The organism is Cellulophaga sp. L1A9 (genome assembly GCF_009797025.1).
Taxonomy (GTDB): Bacteria; Bacteroidota; Bacteroidia; order Flavobacteriales; family Flavobacteriaceae; genus Cellulophaga.
In genome coordinates, this window is the sequence record NZ_CP047027.1 from 820,050 (window position 1) to 838,201 (window position 18,152).

The 18,152-nt window shown below is 34.7% G+C and carries 15 protein-coding genes; 2 read left to right on the plus strand and 13 right to left on the minus strand.

Annotated features, from left to right (window positions below; all coding sequences use genetic code 11):
- From GQR94_RS03305 to GQR94_RS03320, 4 genes are all read right to left on the minus strand, one after another.
- Positions 1-1,452: a TolC family protein gene (locus GQR94_RS03305; RefSeq protein ID WP_158979488.1), complete on the minus strand. Its 1,452-nt coding sequence runs from the start codon at positions 1,450-1,452 to the stop codon at positions 1-3.
- Positions 1,442-4,687: an efflux RND transporter permease subunit gene (locus GQR94_RS03310; protein WP_158974153.1), complete on the minus strand. Its 3,246-nt coding sequence runs from the start codon at positions 4,685-4,687 to the stop codon at positions 1,442-1,444. The genes GQR94_RS03305 and GQR94_RS03310 overlap by 11 nt, the downstream gene beginning before the upstream one ends.
- A gap of 24 nt (positions 4,688-4,711) precedes the next feature.
- Entirely contained in the window at positions 4,712-5,794 is a 1,083-nt protein-coding gene (locus GQR94_RS03315) for an efflux RND transporter periplasmic adaptor subunit (protein ID WP_158974154.1), read from the minus strand.
- A 148-nt stretch (positions 5,795-5,942) separates the two neighbouring features.
- Positions 5,943-6,356, minus strand: a complete 414-nt coding sequence (locus GQR94_RS03320) for a hypothetical protein (protein ID WP_158974155.1) — start codon at positions 6,354-6,356, stop codon at positions 5,943-5,945.
- 352 nt (positions 6,357-6,708) lie between these two features.
- On the opposite strand from GQR94_RS03320, the gene GQR94_RS03325 reads away from it, so the two are divergent.
- Positions 6,709-8,007 carry a dipeptidase gene (locus GQR94_RS03325; RefSeq protein WP_158974156.1) on the plus strand — a complete coding sequence of 433 codons (1,299 nt, stop codon included), beginning with the start codon at positions 6,709-6,711 and terminating at the stop codon, positions 8,005-8,007.
- 16 nt (positions 8,008-8,023) lie between these two features.
- Here the strand turns inward: GQR94_RS03325 and GQR94_RS03330 are convergent, their stop codons facing one another.
- The 4 genes from GQR94_RS03330 to GQR94_RS03345 all read right to left on the minus strand — a co-directional run bounded on the left by GQR94_RS03330 (position 8,024) and on the right by GQR94_RS03345 (position 10,645).
- Positions 8,024-8,446 carry a two-component system response regulator gene (locus GQR94_RS03330; protein WP_233268632.1) on the minus strand — a complete coding sequence of 141 codons (423 nt, stop codon included), beginning with the start codon at positions 8,444-8,446 and terminating at the stop codon, positions 8,024-8,026.
- 66 nt (positions 8,447-8,512) lie between these two features.
- Positions 8,513-8,962 carry a GNAT family N-acetyltransferase gene (locus GQR94_RS03335; protein ID WP_158974158.1) on the minus strand — a complete coding sequence of 150 codons (450 nt, stop codon included), beginning with the start codon at positions 8,960-8,962 and terminating at the stop codon, positions 8,513-8,515.
- A 9-nt stretch (positions 8,963-8,971) separates the two neighbouring features.
- Positions 8,972-10,267 carry a phosphoribosylamine--glycine ligase gene (locus GQR94_RS03340; RefSeq protein ID WP_158974159.1) on the minus strand — a complete coding sequence of 432 codons (1,296 nt, stop codon included), beginning with the start codon at positions 10,265-10,267 and terminating at the stop codon, positions 8,972-8,974.
- A gap of 60 nt (positions 10,268-10,327) precedes the next feature.
- Positions 10,328-10,645, minus strand: coding sequence for a hypothetical protein (locus GQR94_RS03345; protein WP_158974160.1), 318 nt, complete (start codon positions 10,643-10,645; stop codon positions 10,328-10,330).
- A gap of 418 nt (positions 10,646-11,063) precedes the next feature.
- Between GQR94_RS03345 and GQR94_RS03350 the strand changes: the two genes are divergently transcribed.
- A complete protein-coding gene (locus GQR94_RS03350) occupies positions 11,064-12,437 on the plus strand; it encodes an exonuclease domain-containing protein (RefSeq protein WP_158974161.1) in 1,374 nt (457 codons plus the stop codon).
- 7 nt (positions 12,438-12,444) lie between these two features.
- On the opposite strand, the gene GQR94_RS22815 is transcribed toward GQR94_RS03350, so the two are convergent.
- The 5 genes from GQR94_RS22815 to GQR94_RS03370 all read right to left on the minus strand — a co-directional run bounded on the left by GQR94_RS22815 (position 12,445) and on the right by GQR94_RS03370 (position 18,129).
- Positions 12,445-12,573: a hypothetical protein gene (locus tag GQR94_RS22815; protein WP_255451541.1), complete on the minus strand. Its 129-nt coding sequence runs from the start codon at positions 12,571-12,573 to the stop codon at positions 12,445-12,447.
- Positions 12,574-12,708: 135 nt separating this feature from the next.
- A complete protein-coding gene (locus GQR94_RS03355; RefSeq protein WP_158974162.1) occupies positions 12,709-14,118 on the minus strand; it encodes a rhodanese-like domain-containing protein in 1,410 nt (469 codons plus the stop codon).
- Positions 14,119-14,248: 130 nt separating this feature from the next.
- On the minus strand, positions 14,249-15,976 hold the full coding sequence (locus GQR94_RS03360) for a SulP family inorganic anion transporter (RefSeq protein ID WP_158974163.1): 1,728 nt from the start codon (positions 15,974-15,976) through the stop codon (positions 14,249-14,251).
- A 73-nt stretch (positions 15,977-16,049) separates the two neighbouring features.
- Positions 16,050-16,829 carry an aldose 1-epimerase gene (locus tag GQR94_RS03365; RefSeq protein ID WP_158974164.1) on the minus strand — a complete coding sequence of 260 codons (780 nt, stop codon included), beginning with the start codon at positions 16,827-16,829 and terminating at the stop codon, positions 16,050-16,052.
- Positions 16,830-16,833: 4 nt separating this feature from the next.
- Entirely contained in the window at positions 16,834-18,129 is a 1,296-nt protein-coding gene (locus GQR94_RS03370) for a M20/M25/M40 family metallo-hydrolase (protein WP_158974165.1), read from the minus strand.
- Positions 18,130-18,152 lie beyond the last annotated feature (23 nt).

The window sequence follows — 18,152 nt, forward strand, 5'->3', positions numbered from 1 at the left end:
TTAATTCCATCCGCCCCCTAATGCTTTATACATAGTTGTTTGGGCAATCATTTGATCCTTTTTAGTTTCGATAAGTTCAATGGTAGCCTCTAACGCATCACGTTGCGTTAAAAGTACTTCCATATAATCTGCACGAGCCGATTGAAAAAGACGTATCGAAATATCGATAGATTCTGTTAAAGCTTCAACCTGACCTACTTTTAAATCAAAATTTTGCTTCAAGTTATCAATATTTGAAAGTTCATTTGACACTTCAATATAAGCATTCAAAATAGTTTTTTCATATTCAAAAACGGCCTGGATCTGCTTGTCATTTGCATTTTTATATTCCGCTTTAATAGCATTTCTATTGATTAATGGGCCAACGACATCCCCTACTACAGAATACAAAAGAGATTCCGGTGTCGTATTCAAATACTTAGGTTTAAAAGCCTCTAAACCCACGCTTGCTGTAATATCAAAGGAAGGATAAAAATTAGCTTTTGCCACTTTAATATTTAATTTAGCAGCCTCTAACTCTAATTCTGCTTGACGAACATCTGTACGATTTTGAAGTAATTGCGAGGGTACACCGGCATAAATAGCATCAACAGCATGGCCTATAAAATCGCCTGTATTTCTAGCTACCTTTTGTGGAGACCTACCCATTAAGAAATTAATCTTATTCTCCATTTCAACAATTTGTTGTTTTAGTTCAAATCTGTGGCTTCTATTTTTCAATACTTCCGCCTCAAACTTTTTAACTGCTAACTCCGTCGCTCTTGCAGCCTGCTTCTGAAGTCGTACCATTTTAAGAGCATTCTCCTGAATTTCTAAGTTCTGGTCAATTATTGCTAACTGACTATCTACTGCCAAAAGTTCATAATAAGAATTTGCAATTTCGGAAACAATAGTAGTGACCATAAAATTCTTACCCTCTACTGTAGATAGGTATTCAAAAACAGCAGATTTTTTAGCATTACGTAACTTCTTCCACACATCTATCTCCCAAGAAGCTGTTAACCCAAAAGAGTAGTTAGTCAATGGCTCAGGAAACTCCTCACCATCTCTAATGTCTAGATTTTTTTCAACAGCTCCATTTCTGGTATACTCACCTACTTTCTCAACCTCAGCACCACCAAAATAATTGACAAAAGGCAAATATTCTCCTTTTCTCGTTTTTATTTCGTTTTTAGACATATCTACATTCTGTAGCATAATATTTAACTCCTGGTTATGTACCAAAGCGGTGTCTATCAACGCAACTAAATAGGGATCAGAAAAAAATTCTTTCCATTTCATTTTGGCTGTATTTACAGTATCTGCAGACTGATTTGCGTACTGTTCTGGAACACTTTTATTTTCTTCTTTTACTGTTCTAGTAGGCACGCAAGCATACACACTCGTAAGTACCAGAAAGCCTACAAAAGAAGACTTTCTATACCTTAATATTTTGCCTATATTAATTTTCATCATCATTCTTTTTGGTTAATTTTTTCAACAGTTTTTTCACTTCACGTAATGCTGCTCTTGTTTTACCTTCTGTTTCACTTTCTCTAATAAATTCTTCCGAAACTGGTTCTGTAGCTTCTCCTTTTATAAGACTTCTACCATCTGCCATGGTACCGAAAATATAATACAAGCCAGGAATCACTAACACTCCGAAAAGAGTACCGATAAGCATACCACCCATTGCAGAACCTCCAATGGTTCTGTTCCCAATTGCTCCTGCACCGCTAGCAATTACAAGCGGAATTAACCCTGCAATAAAGGCAAAAGAAGTCATTAGAATAGGTCTAAATCTTGATCTAGAACCTTCAATAGCAGCTTCTAGCACGGTAGCACCTTGCCTACGTTTCTGGACGGCAAATTCTATAATCAACACGGCATTTTTACCGAGTAACCCTACCAGCATAATGACTCCGATTTGCGCATAAACGTCATTTGCTAACCCCATTACTTTAAGTAAAGCAAAGGAACCAAATATCCCTACGGGTAGTGATAAGATCACAGCAAATGGCAATAAGAAACTTTCATACTGTGCCGCCAAAACAAAATACACGAAGATTAATACGATCGCAAAAATATAGATGGACTCACTCCCTCTATTTGCTTCATCATACGAAAGACCTTCCCAAGCAATATCATAGCCTCTTGGTAGCGTTTCTTTTGCTACTTCTTTTATGGCATTAATGGCATCTCCCGTAGTAAAACCAGTAGCTGGAAGTCCGTTTATAGATGCAGAATTATACAAATTATATCGCGTAATTTCATTAGGACCTAACTTCTTCTCTAGGGTCATGAATGCCGAATAGGGTACCATATCGCCTTCTTCGTTTTTAACAAATAATTTATCTAAATCTGTGGGTAAGGCTCTATATTCAGGAGCTGCTTGTGTATACACTTTAAAGAATCTCCCAAAACGTATAAAACCTTGCTCGTAAGTACTCCCTATTAGAATATTCAAGTTTTCCATAGCGTTACCAATGGTAACCCCTTTCTGCATCGCAATTTTATTGTTTATTTTTAATTTATACTGAGGGTAATTAGCAGAATAAAAAGTAAACAAACCAGAAAGCTCTTTACGCTCCCCTAAAGCTGCCATAAAATCATTATTTATCTTTTCGAAAGCATGATAATCGGTAGAATTTGTTTTATCTAACAAACGCATTGAAAAACCTCCTGAAGAACCAAAACCTGGTACCGCTGGTGGCTCAAAATATTCAATCACCGCACCCAAATCTTTAGTTTCTTCTTCTAAAAGCTCCATAATTTCATGAACCGAATGACTACGTTCTGACCATGGCTTAAGGTTAATTAAACACGTACCCGCGTTTGAGCCTCTCCCTTCTGTCATAATTTCATATCCTGCCAATGAAGATACCGATGCTACACCGTCCATTTCTTCACAGATTTTCTGAAGTTTTCTAGCCACATCATTCGTACGTTCTAAAGTTGCTCCTGGAGGTGTTTGAATAATCGCATAGATCATCCCTTGATCTTCATTAGGAATAAATCCTGCAGGCAATACTTTGCTGGTCAAAAATATCCCCACACAGAAAGCTATTAGAATTCCGAAAGTAACCATACGTCTGGCTACAATTTTATTCAAAATATTAACGTAGGTACCTGTTAGCCTTTCAAAGCCTTTATTAAACCAAGCTATAAATTTATCTATCGGTGATTTACTTTTGGGCTTACCATGATTATTCTTCAACAATACCGCACATAATACAGGTGTTAAGGTAAGGGCTACAATTGCAGAAATTATGATTGACCCAGCCATAGTAATAGAGAACTGACGGTAAAAAACCCCTACTGGTCCGGACATAAATGAAATAGGAATAAAAACCGAAACCATGACCAAAGTTATGGCTATAATTGCCCCACCTATCTCACCCAATACGGCATAAGATGCATTGTACGGTGTGAGGTTCTCCTCCTCCATTTTAACATGGACCGCTTCTACGACCACAATGGCATTATCTACCACAATACCAATGGCTAATACTAATGCGAATAAGGTAATCAGGTTAATGGAAAGTCCAAAAAGTTGCATTACAAAAAATGCTCCAATTAAAGATACGGGTACTGCAATTATCGGAATTAACGTAGAACGCCAATCTCCTAAGAATAAGAATACCACAATAGCTACTAATATAAAAGCATCTCTAAGCGTATGAATTACCTGCTCAATAGAGGCATCTAAGAAATTAGAAACATCATAACTAATTTTATAATCTACTCCCGGAGGCAATTCTGCTTTGAGTTCTACAAGCTTATTTTTAACTTCATCAATGACATCTTTACCATTACTCCCTAAGGTTTGTTTTAAAATGATTGATGCAGAAGGGTGTCCGTCTAAATTGGAATAAATATCAAAAAACTCACTCCCTAATTCTACATCGGCAACATCTTTTAACTTTAAAAGCTCTCCTTCTTCATTAGCTCTAATGATGATGTCTTCATATTGTTCGGGTTCTGAATACCGATCTTCATACGTTAGTACATATTCTAAAGCTTGTGAGGTTTTACCAGAGCTCCCCCCCAGTCTTCCTGGTCGTGCAATAATGCTCTGATCTTGCATAGCCTCCATCACTTCTTCTGCTGACACATTATAAGCACGCATACGATCTGGTTTTAACCAAACACGCATGGCATATTTACGGCTTCCTAGTATTTGAGCACTCGCAATCCCGTCAATACGTTGTATTTCTGGAATTATTTTTGTGTATGCATAGTTGTATAAAAATAATTCATCATCATCTTCTTGTGTACTAAACAAGTTTACATACATCAACATACTTGGTTGAACTGGCGTAATGACTACCCCTTCACGCTGAACTAATTCCGGCAATAAGGGCATTACTTGATCTACCCTTGTTTTTACCATAACCACAGCTTGATTTGGGTCGGTACCGGGTTCAAAAATAATACGTAAAGTTCCTTCCCCAGCGCTAGTAGCATCGGAAGCAATGTAACGCATTCCCTGCACCCCATTAATTGCTGTTTCTAAAGGAATAAGGGTTGAATTTACCAATACGTCGGCACTAGCTCCTGGATAGGCAATAAAAATATTAACTGTTGTAGGTGCAATTTGCGGAAATTGAGATATAGGCAATTGTTTGATAGCCAGTAATCCCGTAAATACAATTATTACCGATATGACTATAGCCAACACCGGTCTTTTTAAAAATTTACTAAACATTTTTTTTGTGAGATTAGGTTAAAATTACTCTGCGTAAAGCGCCAAATTTGATATTACTGAATTTGGTTCTACAAACTCAATAGCTACCTTTTGTTGATCCTTTACCATTCGAATCCCATCAAGTATAATTTTATCATTCTCCGACAATCCTTTATCCACAATAAACAAATTTTGCATTTCTGCCGCTACATGAATTAAACGTTGTCTCACTATATTATCCTTGTCTACTATAAAAACATATTTCTTATCTAGAATTTCAAAGGTTGCTTTTTGCGGAATAATTAACACATCCTTAAAAGGAACCTTCATTAAAATACTCCCTGTCTCTCCGTGACGAAGTATCCCATCTGGATTATCAAAAGTTGCTCTAAAGGCTATATTCCCTGTTTGATTATTAAAATCGGCCTCAATTGTCTCTACAATTCCAGCTTGATTAAAAACCTTATTATTGGCCATTAATAAGTTAACAGACTTTTTTGTGTCTTTATCTTTACCCGTGATGTAATCTAAATATTCTGATTCTGGAACATTAAAATATACCCACATTTTACTATTATCAGAAAGTGAAGTTAGCAGCTCCCCTTCATCTAAAAGACTCCCTTCTCTTACATGTAAGTGATTCATGATCCCTGCAAAAGGAGCTTTAATAGCGGTAAACCCTAAATGCGTTTTTGCAAGGGATACTTCGGCATTTGCTTTATCAAAATTTGCTTTAGCCATAGAAAGTTCATTTTCAGAAACTACTTTTCCATCTGCCAATAATTGCGTATTTTTCAGTTCAATTTCTGCAACTTTGGCTTCTGCTGCGGCCTTCTGAAGATCTGCTTGATATACGTTTGGCATAATCTGAAACATAGCCTGTCCCTTTTTAATCGTTTGCCCTTCATCTACAGAAATATGCTGTAAGTACCCTCTTTCTAAGGCACGAATTTCTATATGTCTTATAGAATGAATTTGACTGACATAATCTTTAGTAATGGAGGTGTCTTTTTTTACAGGACTGGTCACAAGAAATTTTGCTTCTTCATGTTTTTCCTCTTTTTTTGTACCGCAACTTGTTAGCATTAAGAACACAAGCACGCCAATAAACATAGGAGTTTTACTCATAGTTTTACTAGTTTAAATAATTGATTTTTAGTTTGAAATAACAGCAAGCCTAAACCCTAAATTGTTTAGGACTCACCAATTTGTTTTGTAAAATTTTTAAAATAGATAATGAAGTAGCACTGGAAGTAAAAGGCTACTTAGAGATATATCAGATACGATATACCTGAAAGCGTATGTAATGTTTAAAAAAAACTGTTACGCATCTGGCTTCAAAAGAAAGTGTGTGTTTTTGAAGTTTATTTGAAAGATGCTCCGCTACATCTATATTAAAAGAGAGAACAGAAAAAGCATTACTGCTTAATTTTTCTTGTGAAGAAACACGTTCTTCATTCTCTTCTTCAATATCAGAGATTTCAGCAAAATGCTTTTTATGCCCATTGAAATCAATAGTTTCTAAAAACTGAGGAATTGACTGCTCGTCTATTAGAGGAGCAACGGAATGCTCTAAAGAGCTAAAATTAGGAACAATAAAGGAGTCTCCAATATTGGAGTTACTGGCATTGCATCCGCTGGTTATCAGAATACAAATTAGAAGTAAAAATTGCCCGAATGCCTTTTTCATCAAGCCGTAAAATTATACTATGGAATAGTTGTGCACAAACAAATGCTTGTTAAAAAAAGTTAAATACCGAATTAAACACCATTATTATTCTTTCACCAATTTACACCTTGCCTTATTGAGAAATACACAAATTTTGATTATATAAAACACATTTATAACAGTAAAAAAACAACACCCAAAAAAAGCATTTCGCAGTGATGCCTCCCTAAAAATACTATACCAAGAAATATAAAGGTCATATTTTAAAGACTTATCAATTTGATCTATTGAATCCTATTTCATTTTTCTATTACAACTTAAAAAGCTTAAGTTTAGAAAACGAACTAATTACCAATTAAAACTTCAGATTAAAATGAAAAAAAATCGAACACTCTATTTTACATTACTATTGACAACACTTTTTCTATCCTGTAAGGAAAAGCCAAAAGTGATTGATGAACCAGAAACTCTTGAACAAAAGGCACAGCGCATACACGAGAAAGTTATTACTATTGACACTCACAATGATATCAATGTGGCTAATTTCACAGACAGTATTAACTATACACAACGCTTAGATACACAAATAAACTTGCCAAAAATGGAAGAAGGCGGTTTAGATGTCTCTTGGATGATTGTGTACACTGGACAAGACTCCCTAACTCCTGCTGGCTACGAAAAAGCAACTAAAAATGCGATGGAGAAATTTGATGCTATTCATCGTCTGTGCGAACAAATTGCTCCAGATAAAATTGAATTGGCACTTACATCTGACGACGTAAGACGCATCAATGGTGCTGGTAAAAAAGTAGCCATGATAGGTGTTGAAAATGCCTATCCTATTGGAGAGGATCTTTCAAATTTTAAAAAATATTACGATTTAGGTGCTCGTTACATTTCTTTATCACACAATGGTCATAGTCAGTTTTCTGATTCTAATACAGGAGAAAAGGATAGTATTTGGCTGTACAATGGCTTAAGTGATTTAGGCAAACAAGGAATTATAGAGATGAATAAACTCGGCATAATGATAGATATATCACATCCTTCAAAAGAAGCCATGAAACAAATGATTGCCTTATCTAAAGCGCCTATCATTGCATCACACTCCTCTGCTCGTGCACTTTGTAATCATAGTAGAAATTTAGATGATGAGCAGTTGCTTTTATTAAAGGAAAATGGTGGAGTAATACAAACTGTCGCTTTCAGCTCCTATTTAAATACCGAAAAGCATGAAGCAAGAGCTGATTATATGAAAAATATCTATAAAAAAATTGCCGACTCACTGGATCTAAAACTATATGAACGCTCTGAGATTGGCAAACTTACAGCTACAGAAAAGAAAGCTTTTTTTGCTGATTACACCAAAGTAAAAAAGATCGGAGACGAACTAGTTATTACGGATGAAAAAGCTCCACCTGCAGTAAACGTATCTGACTTTATTGACCATGTAGATTATTTAGTAAAACTAATAGGCGTTGATCATGTAGGTTTAAGTTCTGATTTTGATGGCGGCGGCGGAATTGAAGGTTGGGATGATGCATCAGAAACGTATAACGTAACTTTAGAATTGGTAAAAAGAGGATATTCAGAAGAGGATATTGCAAAACTTTGGGGAGGTAATTTACTTCGTGTTCTAGATGAAGTACAAGCTATTTCTAAAACTATATAACAAAGAATGGGTAAAACTATGCGGTTTTACCCATTCTTTCATTTTCTATATCTTTTAAAAGAATTTCAAATTTTGAATCTGTAAGTGGTTTACTAATAAAATCTTTAACCACACTATATTCTTTAGACTTATCTATATCAACAGAGAAAATAGAAGAACTTAAGATATATACTCTAGTTTTGTTTTCTAAATCAGGAATTTTACAGAATTCATCTAAAAAATCCCAGCCATCCATAATGGGCATATTTAAATCCAAGAAGATTACTTCTGGTAAAGCCTGGTTTGTTTTAACAAGTGCCTCCAGATCATCTAAAGCCTCCTCTCCATTTTCAAACACCGTAATATTTGAACAAAATTTACCATTGCTATTTAAAATAACTTTAGTTCCATATACGAATATTGGATCATCATCAATAATACAAACAGTATCTATTTTCATAGCGTTCACAATAAAAACTAATTGCAAATGTAAGATAAATCCTATAACAACAAAAAAACTTACCCTCTAAATTGATTTAAATAGCCATTCTTTTTCATTGCCGCTTACTTTTTCTGAAAATAAGCTAAAATCATTCTTTTTATAAAATAGCTTTAGCCCTTCTTCTTCAATAGTTAACCAAAAGGAATTATGAGGATAATACTGTTTTAAGCTCCTTAACCATAGTGAACCTAAATCTTCTCCTCTTCTTGTTTTCAAAACCCATAAATACCCAATATAATAGCTTTCTGACGCTAATAATTGTCTTGCTTCTTCTTTAAACAGCTGCATATCTGCAGTCATTTCTTTAAAGATAATACCTCCTGCAATAATTTTATTCGCTTCCTGAATTACAAATAGTTCTGAAGTAGCACTAACTTCTAGCCAAACCAAGCCTAGTGCTTCCTGCCAATCTTCTGGTAACATTTCAAAAAACAACTTAGGATTACCTGTATGTTTTAAAAATTTTACAGCCATAATTTTAGGTTATAAAAGTCCCCAAGACCATAATTTATCAGAATCTTCAAACCAACGATCGCCAATATCGGTACGGTAGTAACAGTTATTTATAATCACCGTATTAATACGATTATACATCATTTTCTGGGCATCTTTCATTGTAAGCCCTGTTCCTGTCACTAATAAAGCAATCCCTGTATTTCCAGTTATTAGCCATTGATCATTTACAATTTTTAAGTGCATGGGATGTATCCCCTCCAAACTATCTTTTTTCAAAATAACAACAGCGTCTTTTGAGAAAAGTTCGAAAGTTTTTTTATCCTCGTATGGAAATGGCGGAACAACCACGAAGGCACCCACTTGAAATCCTTTTTTCACTTGCACCTGAAACTTATTCCCTGAAGCTACTTTATACAATAATTCTCCAATAGGTTCTGTGATTCCAGCACGTTGAATAAATATTTGTGGAAAGCCAAAACGAGATGTAAATTCTAAAGGGTAAATTCCGTGCCCGTTTACAATACAATTCAAATCTATATGCCCAAAAAAATTATTCTTAGCTAAAATGGGTTCCATTTTCTTGAGTGTTTTATCAAAAATAGGAGAATCTTTTACCCAAAACATACTACTCCCCATTTCCCCTGTGGAAACACCAAGCTCTTTAGGAAATAATTTCTTATGTTCAAAAGTGATGTTTATGGGCGTAAGAAATTCTACGCCATTAAAAAATGCAGAGACCGAAATTTCTACACCTTTAACCTTTCGCTGCAGTTGAAAAGTCCCAAAATCATCTCCCCAAGATTTTTCATAAGCCTTTAATACCCGCACCACATCTTGCCCAGAATCATCATTACCCACGAAAAGTAACTGTTTTAATTCCTGTGTTTCCCCAGAAGGTTTTATAACATAAGCATTGGGGTTTGCTTCTACATATTTAATTGCCTCTTTAAACGTTTCAAATTCCTTAAAAGGCAATATATTAATCTTATGTCTTTTTAATTCTTCTTGCCCAAAATTACGATCTAATTCTAATGAATCTGTGTACTCCGTTCCTCCAAAAACTAGCTTCCCTTGTGCACGCAACTCTTGACATACAGCACCATTTCCTGTATAATCAAAAATTAAAATATCTGCCCAGTCTACATGTTTCTTCCAATCTTGTACTTTTTTTACAAAACCATAACCTATCTCCTTTGAAGCTTTATCTTCTATAAATAACTTAACTTCATTACCTTCTTGCAGTGTTGCATTGGCAATGTCTAATGATTCTCCCCAACGAGAAATAAAAAGAAACTTTTTTTTAATTGGAACTGTTTTTTGCAATGTATTATGTTCTTTATTGTATGATTGGGGCGCATATATATTAAGATACGCCCGTTTCAATTATTTATTTTTTTTGATTAATTTTAAATCGGTGATGGTTAAAACTTCATAAGCTTCATTTTCTTCATCTTGAAATTCTTCTGAAGTATAGGTAACCTCAAAGTCTGTTCCGATTAGTTTTCTATCTGCCATGTTATATTTTGCCCCTGCACGCTCTTCTATATTTTTAAAAGCATAGGTATTAAAATCCTCCTCAGAAGAAAAGTAATATATACCGTCATCTACACCCTCATAGGTTACGGTGATTGTTGTTGCCTCTTGATTGGTTTTTAAAAAAGAAGTAACTAATAATAAAATTGAAATTGCTAATGTTTTCATGATTCTTATGCGTAATTAATTAGAGTTTATTTAAATAAATTAAAAGTGATTTACCCTACATACCTTGTATATAAGGGGTAATAATAACAAACACTATCCTTTGCTAGAAAACGATTTTAATAAAAAAACAAGAACAAGCACCGCTCTTTTCTGACTGAAAAAAGAATACTTTTTTAAAGTATAGAAGTAAGAAATCTGTCCTAATTTTCGGTTTTCCAAACCATGGAATGTTTTTGATATTGATTTCAAAATAAACAAAAACCCGAAATAAATATTTTTCTTCAAGGTGCTTCCCTATCAAGGGTTAAACACAAAATTTAGAGTACAAATGAAGTAAAAAAACAAACAACTTTTTCAATTATTTTCAAGAATATTTAATGCTAAAAAATACCGTAACTTTGCTCTAAAAAAGCGGCTTTTGTATACAATTATCGATATTGAAACTACTGGAAATGGTATTCAAGGAAATAAGATTACTGAGATTTCTATTTTTAAATATGACGGGTATGACGTTATAGATGAATTTACAACACTTATAAATCCAGAAGCGGAAATTCCTTATTTTATTACGGGCTTAACCGGCATAGATAATAATATGGTGCGTAATGCGCCTAAGTTTTCTGAAGTTGCAGCTCAAATATTAAAAATTACTGAAGGAACCATATTCGTTGCTCATAATGTAAGTTTTGATTACAATATCATAAAGCACGAATTTAAAAGTATTGGAGTAGATTTTATCCGTAAAAAACTCTGTACTGTTCGTTTGTCCAGAAAATTATTTCCAGGATACAATAGCTATAGTTTGGGAAAACTTTGCTCGGCATTAAAAATACCGCTTACAGATCGGCATAGAGCTCGAGGTGATGCTGAAGCAACAACCATTCTATTTAATAAATTACTGCGCGCAGATGATGCTGACGAGGTGTTTAAATCATTTTTAAACGCAAGATCACAAGAAGCTACCCTACCTCCTAGTTTACCAAAATCGGACTTTGACAAACTACCGAATACTCCGGGTATTTACTTTTTTAAAAATGCAAAAGGAAAAATAATATATGTAGGCAAAGCTATTGATATAAGGAAAAGGGTATTGAGTCATTTTTATGACAAAACAACCAAAGAAATTACCATGTGCCAAGAAACCTCAGCGATAGATTTTGAACTTTCTGGAAGTGAAATTATGGCTTTATTAATGGAGTCCGATGCTATAAAACAACATTACCCAGAATACAACCGCTCTCAGAAAAGAAAAGTACAAGCCTTTGGAATATTCACCTACGAAGATCGAAATGGGGTCATGCATTTGGCATGGAATACACAGAAAATGGCTCCCAATGCCTTTTACACCTTATACTCCAAAACAGCTAGTCGCACATTTTTACAGGAACTTTGTAAAACCTATAAACTTTGCCCTAAGTTCTGCCACTTGCAAGAGAATGTACCACAATGTTCCCATTATGATATTTTAGAATGTGAAGGTATTTGCCAGGGCACAGAAGATATAGAAACGTATAATGCTAAAGTGAAACAAGCAATAATCGATATTCAATCTAAAAACGAAAACTATATAATTCGTGAAAAAGGAAGAAATATGGACGAGTCTGGAGTTATTCTTATTCAAGACAATACCTATATGGGATATGGGTTTGTAGAAAATGAAATAGCCATTGAAAATATTAATGACCTCACTCCGTTTATCACAGCTCAAAAAAACACTTTTGAAACAGAACGACTGATTGCTAATTATATGATCAAAAATGAGGATAGAATTTATAATCTAGCCTCAACATAAACCTAGATCATTTTTTCTTTTCATTATTGATAAATGCAATAATAATTAAGACTAAGGAAATACATACGGCAGCAAAGATTCCGATCATCACAATCCCATTGTTATAGTTTACTAAAGATATTGCTAGCTTATTCATAATTTGTTCGGTTTATTTAGAGTGTAAAATTAATAGTATCGTTAATCCTAAAAAATGATAAAAATCATAAAATGAATAAAAAAAGCCATCAACAAACTGCTGATGGCGCTATTCTTAACATTGTAATTTTATTTTTTATAGTGTTGTTGGACAAACATAATCTGTAACTTCTGCACCGTCTGCTTTTAATGCGGCAAAACCACCTGCAATATCAATTAGATTATGAATCCCTCTACTTTTTAAAATAGAAGCTGCAATTACAGAACGGTAACCTCCTGCACAATGCACAAAGAAGGTTTCTTTTGCTGGAAATTCAGCCAAGTAATCATTTAAAGAACTCAATGGGGTATTCTCTGCATTTTTTACATGCTCTGATAAATATTCTGTTTCTTTACGAACATCAAATACCGGAGTGTGTTTTGTTTTGATTGCGGCCACAGCTTCTTCTGCAGGTACAGAGGTAATAGTATCATAATCTTTCGATGCTTTCTTCCAAGCTTCAAATCCGCCTTTTAAAAACCCTATAGTACCATCAAAACCTACACGAGATAAACGAGTAATCGCTTCTTCTTCTTTTCCTTCTGGAGTAACTAAAAGTAAAGGTTGGTCTACATCTGCAATTAAAGCACCTACCCATGGTGCAAAATCGCCATTTAAACCAATAAAAATAGAGCGCGGAATATGTCCTTTTACAAAAGCGTCCTGATGTCTTACATCTAGAACTATGGCCCCTGTTTCATTTGCTGCAACTTCAAAAGCATCTGGAGACAAGGCTGTCGTTCCACGTTCTAGAACTTCACCAAAATCTTCATATCCTTCTTTATTCATTTTCACATTCAATGGAAAATATTTTGGTGGAGGCAAAAGTCCGTCGGTAACTTCTTTAATAAATTCATCTCTCGTCATATCTGCACGGAGTGCATAATTCATCTTTTTCTGATTCCCTAAAGTGTCTACAGTTTCTTTCATCATGTTTTTACCACAAGCAGATCCTGCACCATGAGCTGGGTAAACAATAACATCATCTGCTAAAGGCATAATTTTGGTTCTCAAACTATCAAATAAAGTCCCAGCTAACTGTTCTTGCGTCATGTCTGCTGCTTTTTGGGCAAGATCTGGTCGTCCTACATCACCTAAAAACAAGGTGTCTCCTGAGAAAATCGCATGGTCTTTTCCATTTTCATCTTTTAGTAAAAATGTAGAACTCTCCATGGTATGTCCTGGTGTATGTAAAACTTGAATGGTTATAGCACCAAGTTTAAACTCTTGGCCGTCTTTAGCAATAATTGCTTCAAAAGAAGGGTTTGCATTAGGTCCATAAATAATTGGAGCTCCTGTTTCTTTAGATAATGTCACGTGTCCACTTACAAAATCGGCATGAAAATGAGTTTCAAAAATGTATTTTATCTTAGCCTTATCATCTTCCGCTCTTTTTATATAGGGTCCAACTTCTCTAAGTGGATCTATAATAGCCACTTCTCCATTGCTTTCAATATAATAAGCTCCTTGCGCTAAGCATCCTGTATATATCTGTTCTATTTTCATTGCTTTATATTTTAATTGATTGTTACCTACATCTCCTGATGCCTATTCAATCTATTTATTTTTTTATTTTTTCAGCACTAATTACCATCACAAAAATATATTAAATCATAACCACTGTCAGTAACAATGGTTACACTTTAAATTGATTTTGATAAGCTACTCTTCCTTTTAAACTGGAGACCGAGCTTGGGTCATCAAAACACGCTACTGCTTCTTTTATTTTTACAAATAAAAATTCTTTATGCAATTCATTTATAATTCCGCTATTAAATATAATATCGCGAGTTGGACCAATAGCGCCTGCGATATAAAATTGCATATTCCTATCATGAATTTCTCTAATGATCTTTGTTAAGGCTTGAGCTCCTGTAGAATCGATATAATTTATCGCTTCTGCATTAAGAATTACACCTTTTAATTTTAATCCTTTCTTATCAATTTCATGAAACAATTGATTTTTAAAAAACCCAATATTCCCAAAATATAGTTGCGCATCAAAACGAAGGATCAGTAAATCTTCCCGATTGATAACCTCATCTGCGAAACGGGTTACGTTTTTATAATAATCCGTATCCTTAATATTTCCTAAAACTGCAAAATGCGGATTAGACGTTCTGTATACCATGAGTAAAAGAGAACTCATTACGCCTATCAATATTCCCTGCGGAATACCTATAAAGAGCGTAATAAAAAAAGTGATCAGTAAAATGATAAATTCATCTTTTCGCTTATGCCATAATTGCTTAGCATAGGCTACATCAATTAGCCCAATGACTGAAACCATAATAATACTCGCCAATGCTGCATTGGGCAAATAATAAAAGATTGGAGTTAAAAAAAGTAGGGTACCAATAACCATGATTACACTAAATAAAGCTGATAAATTGGTCTTTGCTCCTGCTTCACCATTGATAGCAGATCTTGAAAAACTAGCCGTAGAAGAATACGATTGAAAAAAGGATCCTACCATATTCCCTATTCCCAAAGCAATCAATTCTTGGTTGGCTACAATTGTTTCTTTTCCTGATTTTTCTTCTAATGCCTTTCCAATAGATATTGTTTCTAAATATCCTACCAGCGCTAAGGTTAAAGCAATTGGCCACAAACTCAATACATTATTTAATGCTAAGGAAGGCAGAGAAAAACTAGGTAATCCTGTAGGAATTACACCTACTACGTGAACCCCGTACTGCTCTAAATTGAAAAGGTACACAGCCAAAATTCCTAAAATAACTACAATTAAAATTGCCGGAATTTTTTTATTTATATTTTTAAAAACTAGGATAATGATGATGCCAGATATACCTATGGCAAAATCATACAGATTTGTTTCTCCTATTTTCTGAAAAACATTCATCACCAATTGATGAAACATTTTACTATTTTCTATTGGTGCACCTAGTAAATGTTTTAATTGACTAAAAATTATCACAAAGGCTGCGGCAGAAGTAAAACCACTAATGACAGGTCGTGATAAAAAATTTACCAAGAAACCCATTTTAAATACCCCTAATAAAAACTGAATTACCCCAACCATAAATGCCAATAAGATGGCCATGGCAATATAATTTTCTAATCCAATAATACTCAAAGCCCCCAAACCTGCTGCCACCAAGAGCGAATCCATCGCTACTGGTCCCACGGATACTTGTCTAGAAGTACCAAATATCATATACATTAATACTGGAAAAAGAGCTGCATACAAACCGTATACAGGAGGCAAGCCTGCAACCATAGCGTAGGCCATACCTTGTGGAACCAAAATGATCCCCACGGTTAACCCTGCTATTAAATCTTTAGAAAAATTGCCTTTGTTATATGCCGGCAACCATTTCAATATCGGAATGTATTTTTGCATCCGTCAAATTTATACTTATTTTTTGTCACAGTAAGTAACCTAAGTTACCCATGAAAGAATTGTATGATTGCTTTTAAAGCGAAACGGAAATCAACATTTTATACACCGCATCTTTCGCCTCAAGTTTTGAAAAACCTTCAGATAGATTTTCTTGCGCTACAGCATACGGATAGAAAGTAATGGGTTCAATGCAGACCATATTTTTTACTTCTGTCCATAACATAAAGTTCCCGAAACCTTCTGTCTTTATAGTTACCGTGTTTTTATCTTCTAATTTAATTTCAGTACAATCGGCTATTTGTAATGCCCTATTGCCAACTTCTAAAATAGCTGCAAGAGCTATCTCTTTGGTATTTGCGGTAATGGTTGGACCATCTGTTACTAAATTAAAAGCAGGATGATAGCCTAACATATACGGCATTCCCGCAACTCCCGAAATCACAAAAGAAACCTCTAAACCCGCTTCAGAAAGTGTAAACATTTTCTTGAATACAAAATCATAAGGCCATTGTAACAATTCTTCAGTGGATTTCGCTGGGAATTTAGAATTTTTGATTGCTGTTCCTGCGGTGTATGCTTTCTGAAAAACAGCTTCTGTCTTAGTGGCTTCTATACGTTCATACGTCATTTCACGAAGCAAACCATGCTGATCCTGAATCGCTTCTCCTTTTGGCGTGCTTACTCTAAAGTTAGCATCTGCTGTGGGGCCTATAATTGGAAACATCTCTGTATCTGCATTACGCCATCCCGGACTTCCTTTCTGATGAATATATTCATGTCCATCTACAAGGTAACTTACTAATTCTCCAGCATCTATGGTTACCGTTTGATTTTTATAAGATAGTGTTGTCATTATTTTATTGATTTATTAATCTATAAATTAAAATCGCCGTTCTTTTGGTTAACGCTTCAATAGTGTTCAAGTTTACAGTTTCTTCAGGGGTATGTGCTCCTGTACCCATTGTTCCTAGGCCATCTAAAGCAGCTACATAAGCTGCTACAAATGAAGTATCTGCTGCCCCTCTTTTTCCTGGATCATACGCAATAACCTCGCCTTGTTTTAAATCTAAACTAACTTGATTTAATTGCTTTAGAAGTTCTAAGTTTCCTTCTGTTGGCCCCATGGCAGGGTAACTGTCTTCAAAGCGTATGGTAGCGGAAGTATTCGGTAAATTATTTGCAACAATTTCTCGCATTTTATTTCTTGCGTTTTCTTTTTGCGCCTCAGACATAAATCGGAGTCCCCCTTTTACCAATGCTGTTTGTGCTACTACATTGGTTTTCCCAAAAGCATCTCCTTTCCCGGTTTTAGCATCATAGTCTATAAAAGTACCTCCTAATAATACACCAGGATTAAAGGTTAAATACTCTTCTCCTTTTACTTCTTCGTAAAAACTATTCAATATTCTTGACATTTCAAAAATGGCACCAGCACCTGTATCTTCATTAAAAATTCCGGAAGAATGTGCTCTTTTGCCTGTCACCTCAACTTCCCAACCTGAAGAACCACGACGTGCAACTGTAGCATAATTAAATCCTGTAGATGTTTCAAAACCCAAGGCTATATCACTTTTTTTTGCAGCGGCTACCAAATCTTTTCTACTCACAGTTAATGGCTTACCTGTACTTTCTTCATCACCTGTAAAAGCCGCAATTATTTGAGCATCTTTAAGTAATCCGTTTTCCTGTAAAGCTTTTAATGCATATAAGATGATTACATTTCCGCCTTTCATATCGTTTCCGCCAGGTGCGTGGGCGATACTATCATTAACCATTTCAAATTTTTGAAACGGACTACCCTCTTCAAAAACAGTATCTAAATGACCTATTAAAAGTAATTTTTTACCTTTTTTACCTGAAGTTTCTGCAAATAAATGTCCCGCTCTATTTAATTCTGCCGGCATTTCTATCCAATTTGTCTGGAAGTTTATAGCATCAAAAGCATCTTTAAAAACAAGCCCTACTTCTTTTACACCTTGAAGATTTAGGGTTCCACTGTTTATATTCACCACTTTTTCTAGAAACTGTTTTGCTTCTGAATTATTTTTTTCAACACTTGAAACAATCTTTTTTTCTATTTTAGATAATTTCTGAGAAAATCCGTTTAATGAAATTGTCATTAGGCAGAAGAAGATGTATTTTTTTATTTTCATGGTGTTACTTTAATTTATCAGGC

Bases quoted from the DNA above. Each gene is read 5' to 3' on its own strand.
- GQR94_RS03305 (WP_158979488.1), bottom strand. From the start codon at position 1,452: ATGAAAATTAATATAGGCAAAATATTAAGGTATAGAAAGTCTTCTTTT.
- GQR94_RS03310 (WP_158974153.1), bottom strand. From the start codon at position 4,687: ATGTTTAGTAAATTTTTAAAAAGACCGGTGTTGGCTATAGTCATATCG.
- GQR94_RS03315 (WP_158974154.1), bottom strand. From the start codon at position 5,794: ATGAGTAAAACTCCTATGTTTATTGGCGTGCTTGTGTTCTTAATGCTA.
- GQR94_RS03320 (WP_158974155.1), bottom strand. From the start codon at position 6,356: ATGAAAAAGGCATTCGGGCAATTTTTACTTCTAATTTGTATTCTGATA.
- GQR94_RS03325 (WP_158974156.1), top strand. From the start codon at position 6,709: ATGAAAAAAAATCGAACACTCTATTTTACATTACTATTGACAACACTT.
- GQR94_RS03330 (WP_233268632.1), bottom strand. From the start codon at position 8,446: ATGAAAATAGATACTGTTTGTATTATTGATGATGATCCAATATTCGTA.
- GQR94_RS03335 (WP_158974158.1), bottom strand. From the start codon at position 8,962: ATGGCTGTAAAATTTTTAAAACATACAGGTAATCCTAAGTTGTTTTTT.
- GQR94_RS03345 (WP_158974160.1), bottom strand. From the start codon at position 10,645: ATGAAAACATTAGCAATTTCAATTTTATTATTAGTTACTTCTTTTTTA.
- GQR94_RS22815 (WP_255451541.1), bottom strand. From the start codon at position 12,573: ATGAATAAGCTAGCAATATCTTTAGTAAACTATAACAATGGGATTGTG.
- GQR94_RS03355 (WP_158974162.1), bottom strand. From the start codon at position 14,118: ATGAAAATAGAACAGATATATACAGGATGCTTAGCGCAAGGAGCTTAT.
- GQR94_RS03360 (WP_158974163.1), bottom strand. From the start codon at position 15,976: ATGCAAAAATACATTCCGATATTGAAATGGTTGCCGGCATATAACAAA.
- GQR94_RS03365 (WP_158974164.1), bottom strand. From the start codon at position 16,829: ATGACAACACTATCTTATAAAAATCAAACGGTAACCATAGATGCTGGA.
- GQR94_RS03370 (WP_158974165.1), bottom strand. From the start codon at position 18,129: ATGAAAATAAAAAAATACATCTTCTTCTGCCTAATGACAATTTCATTA.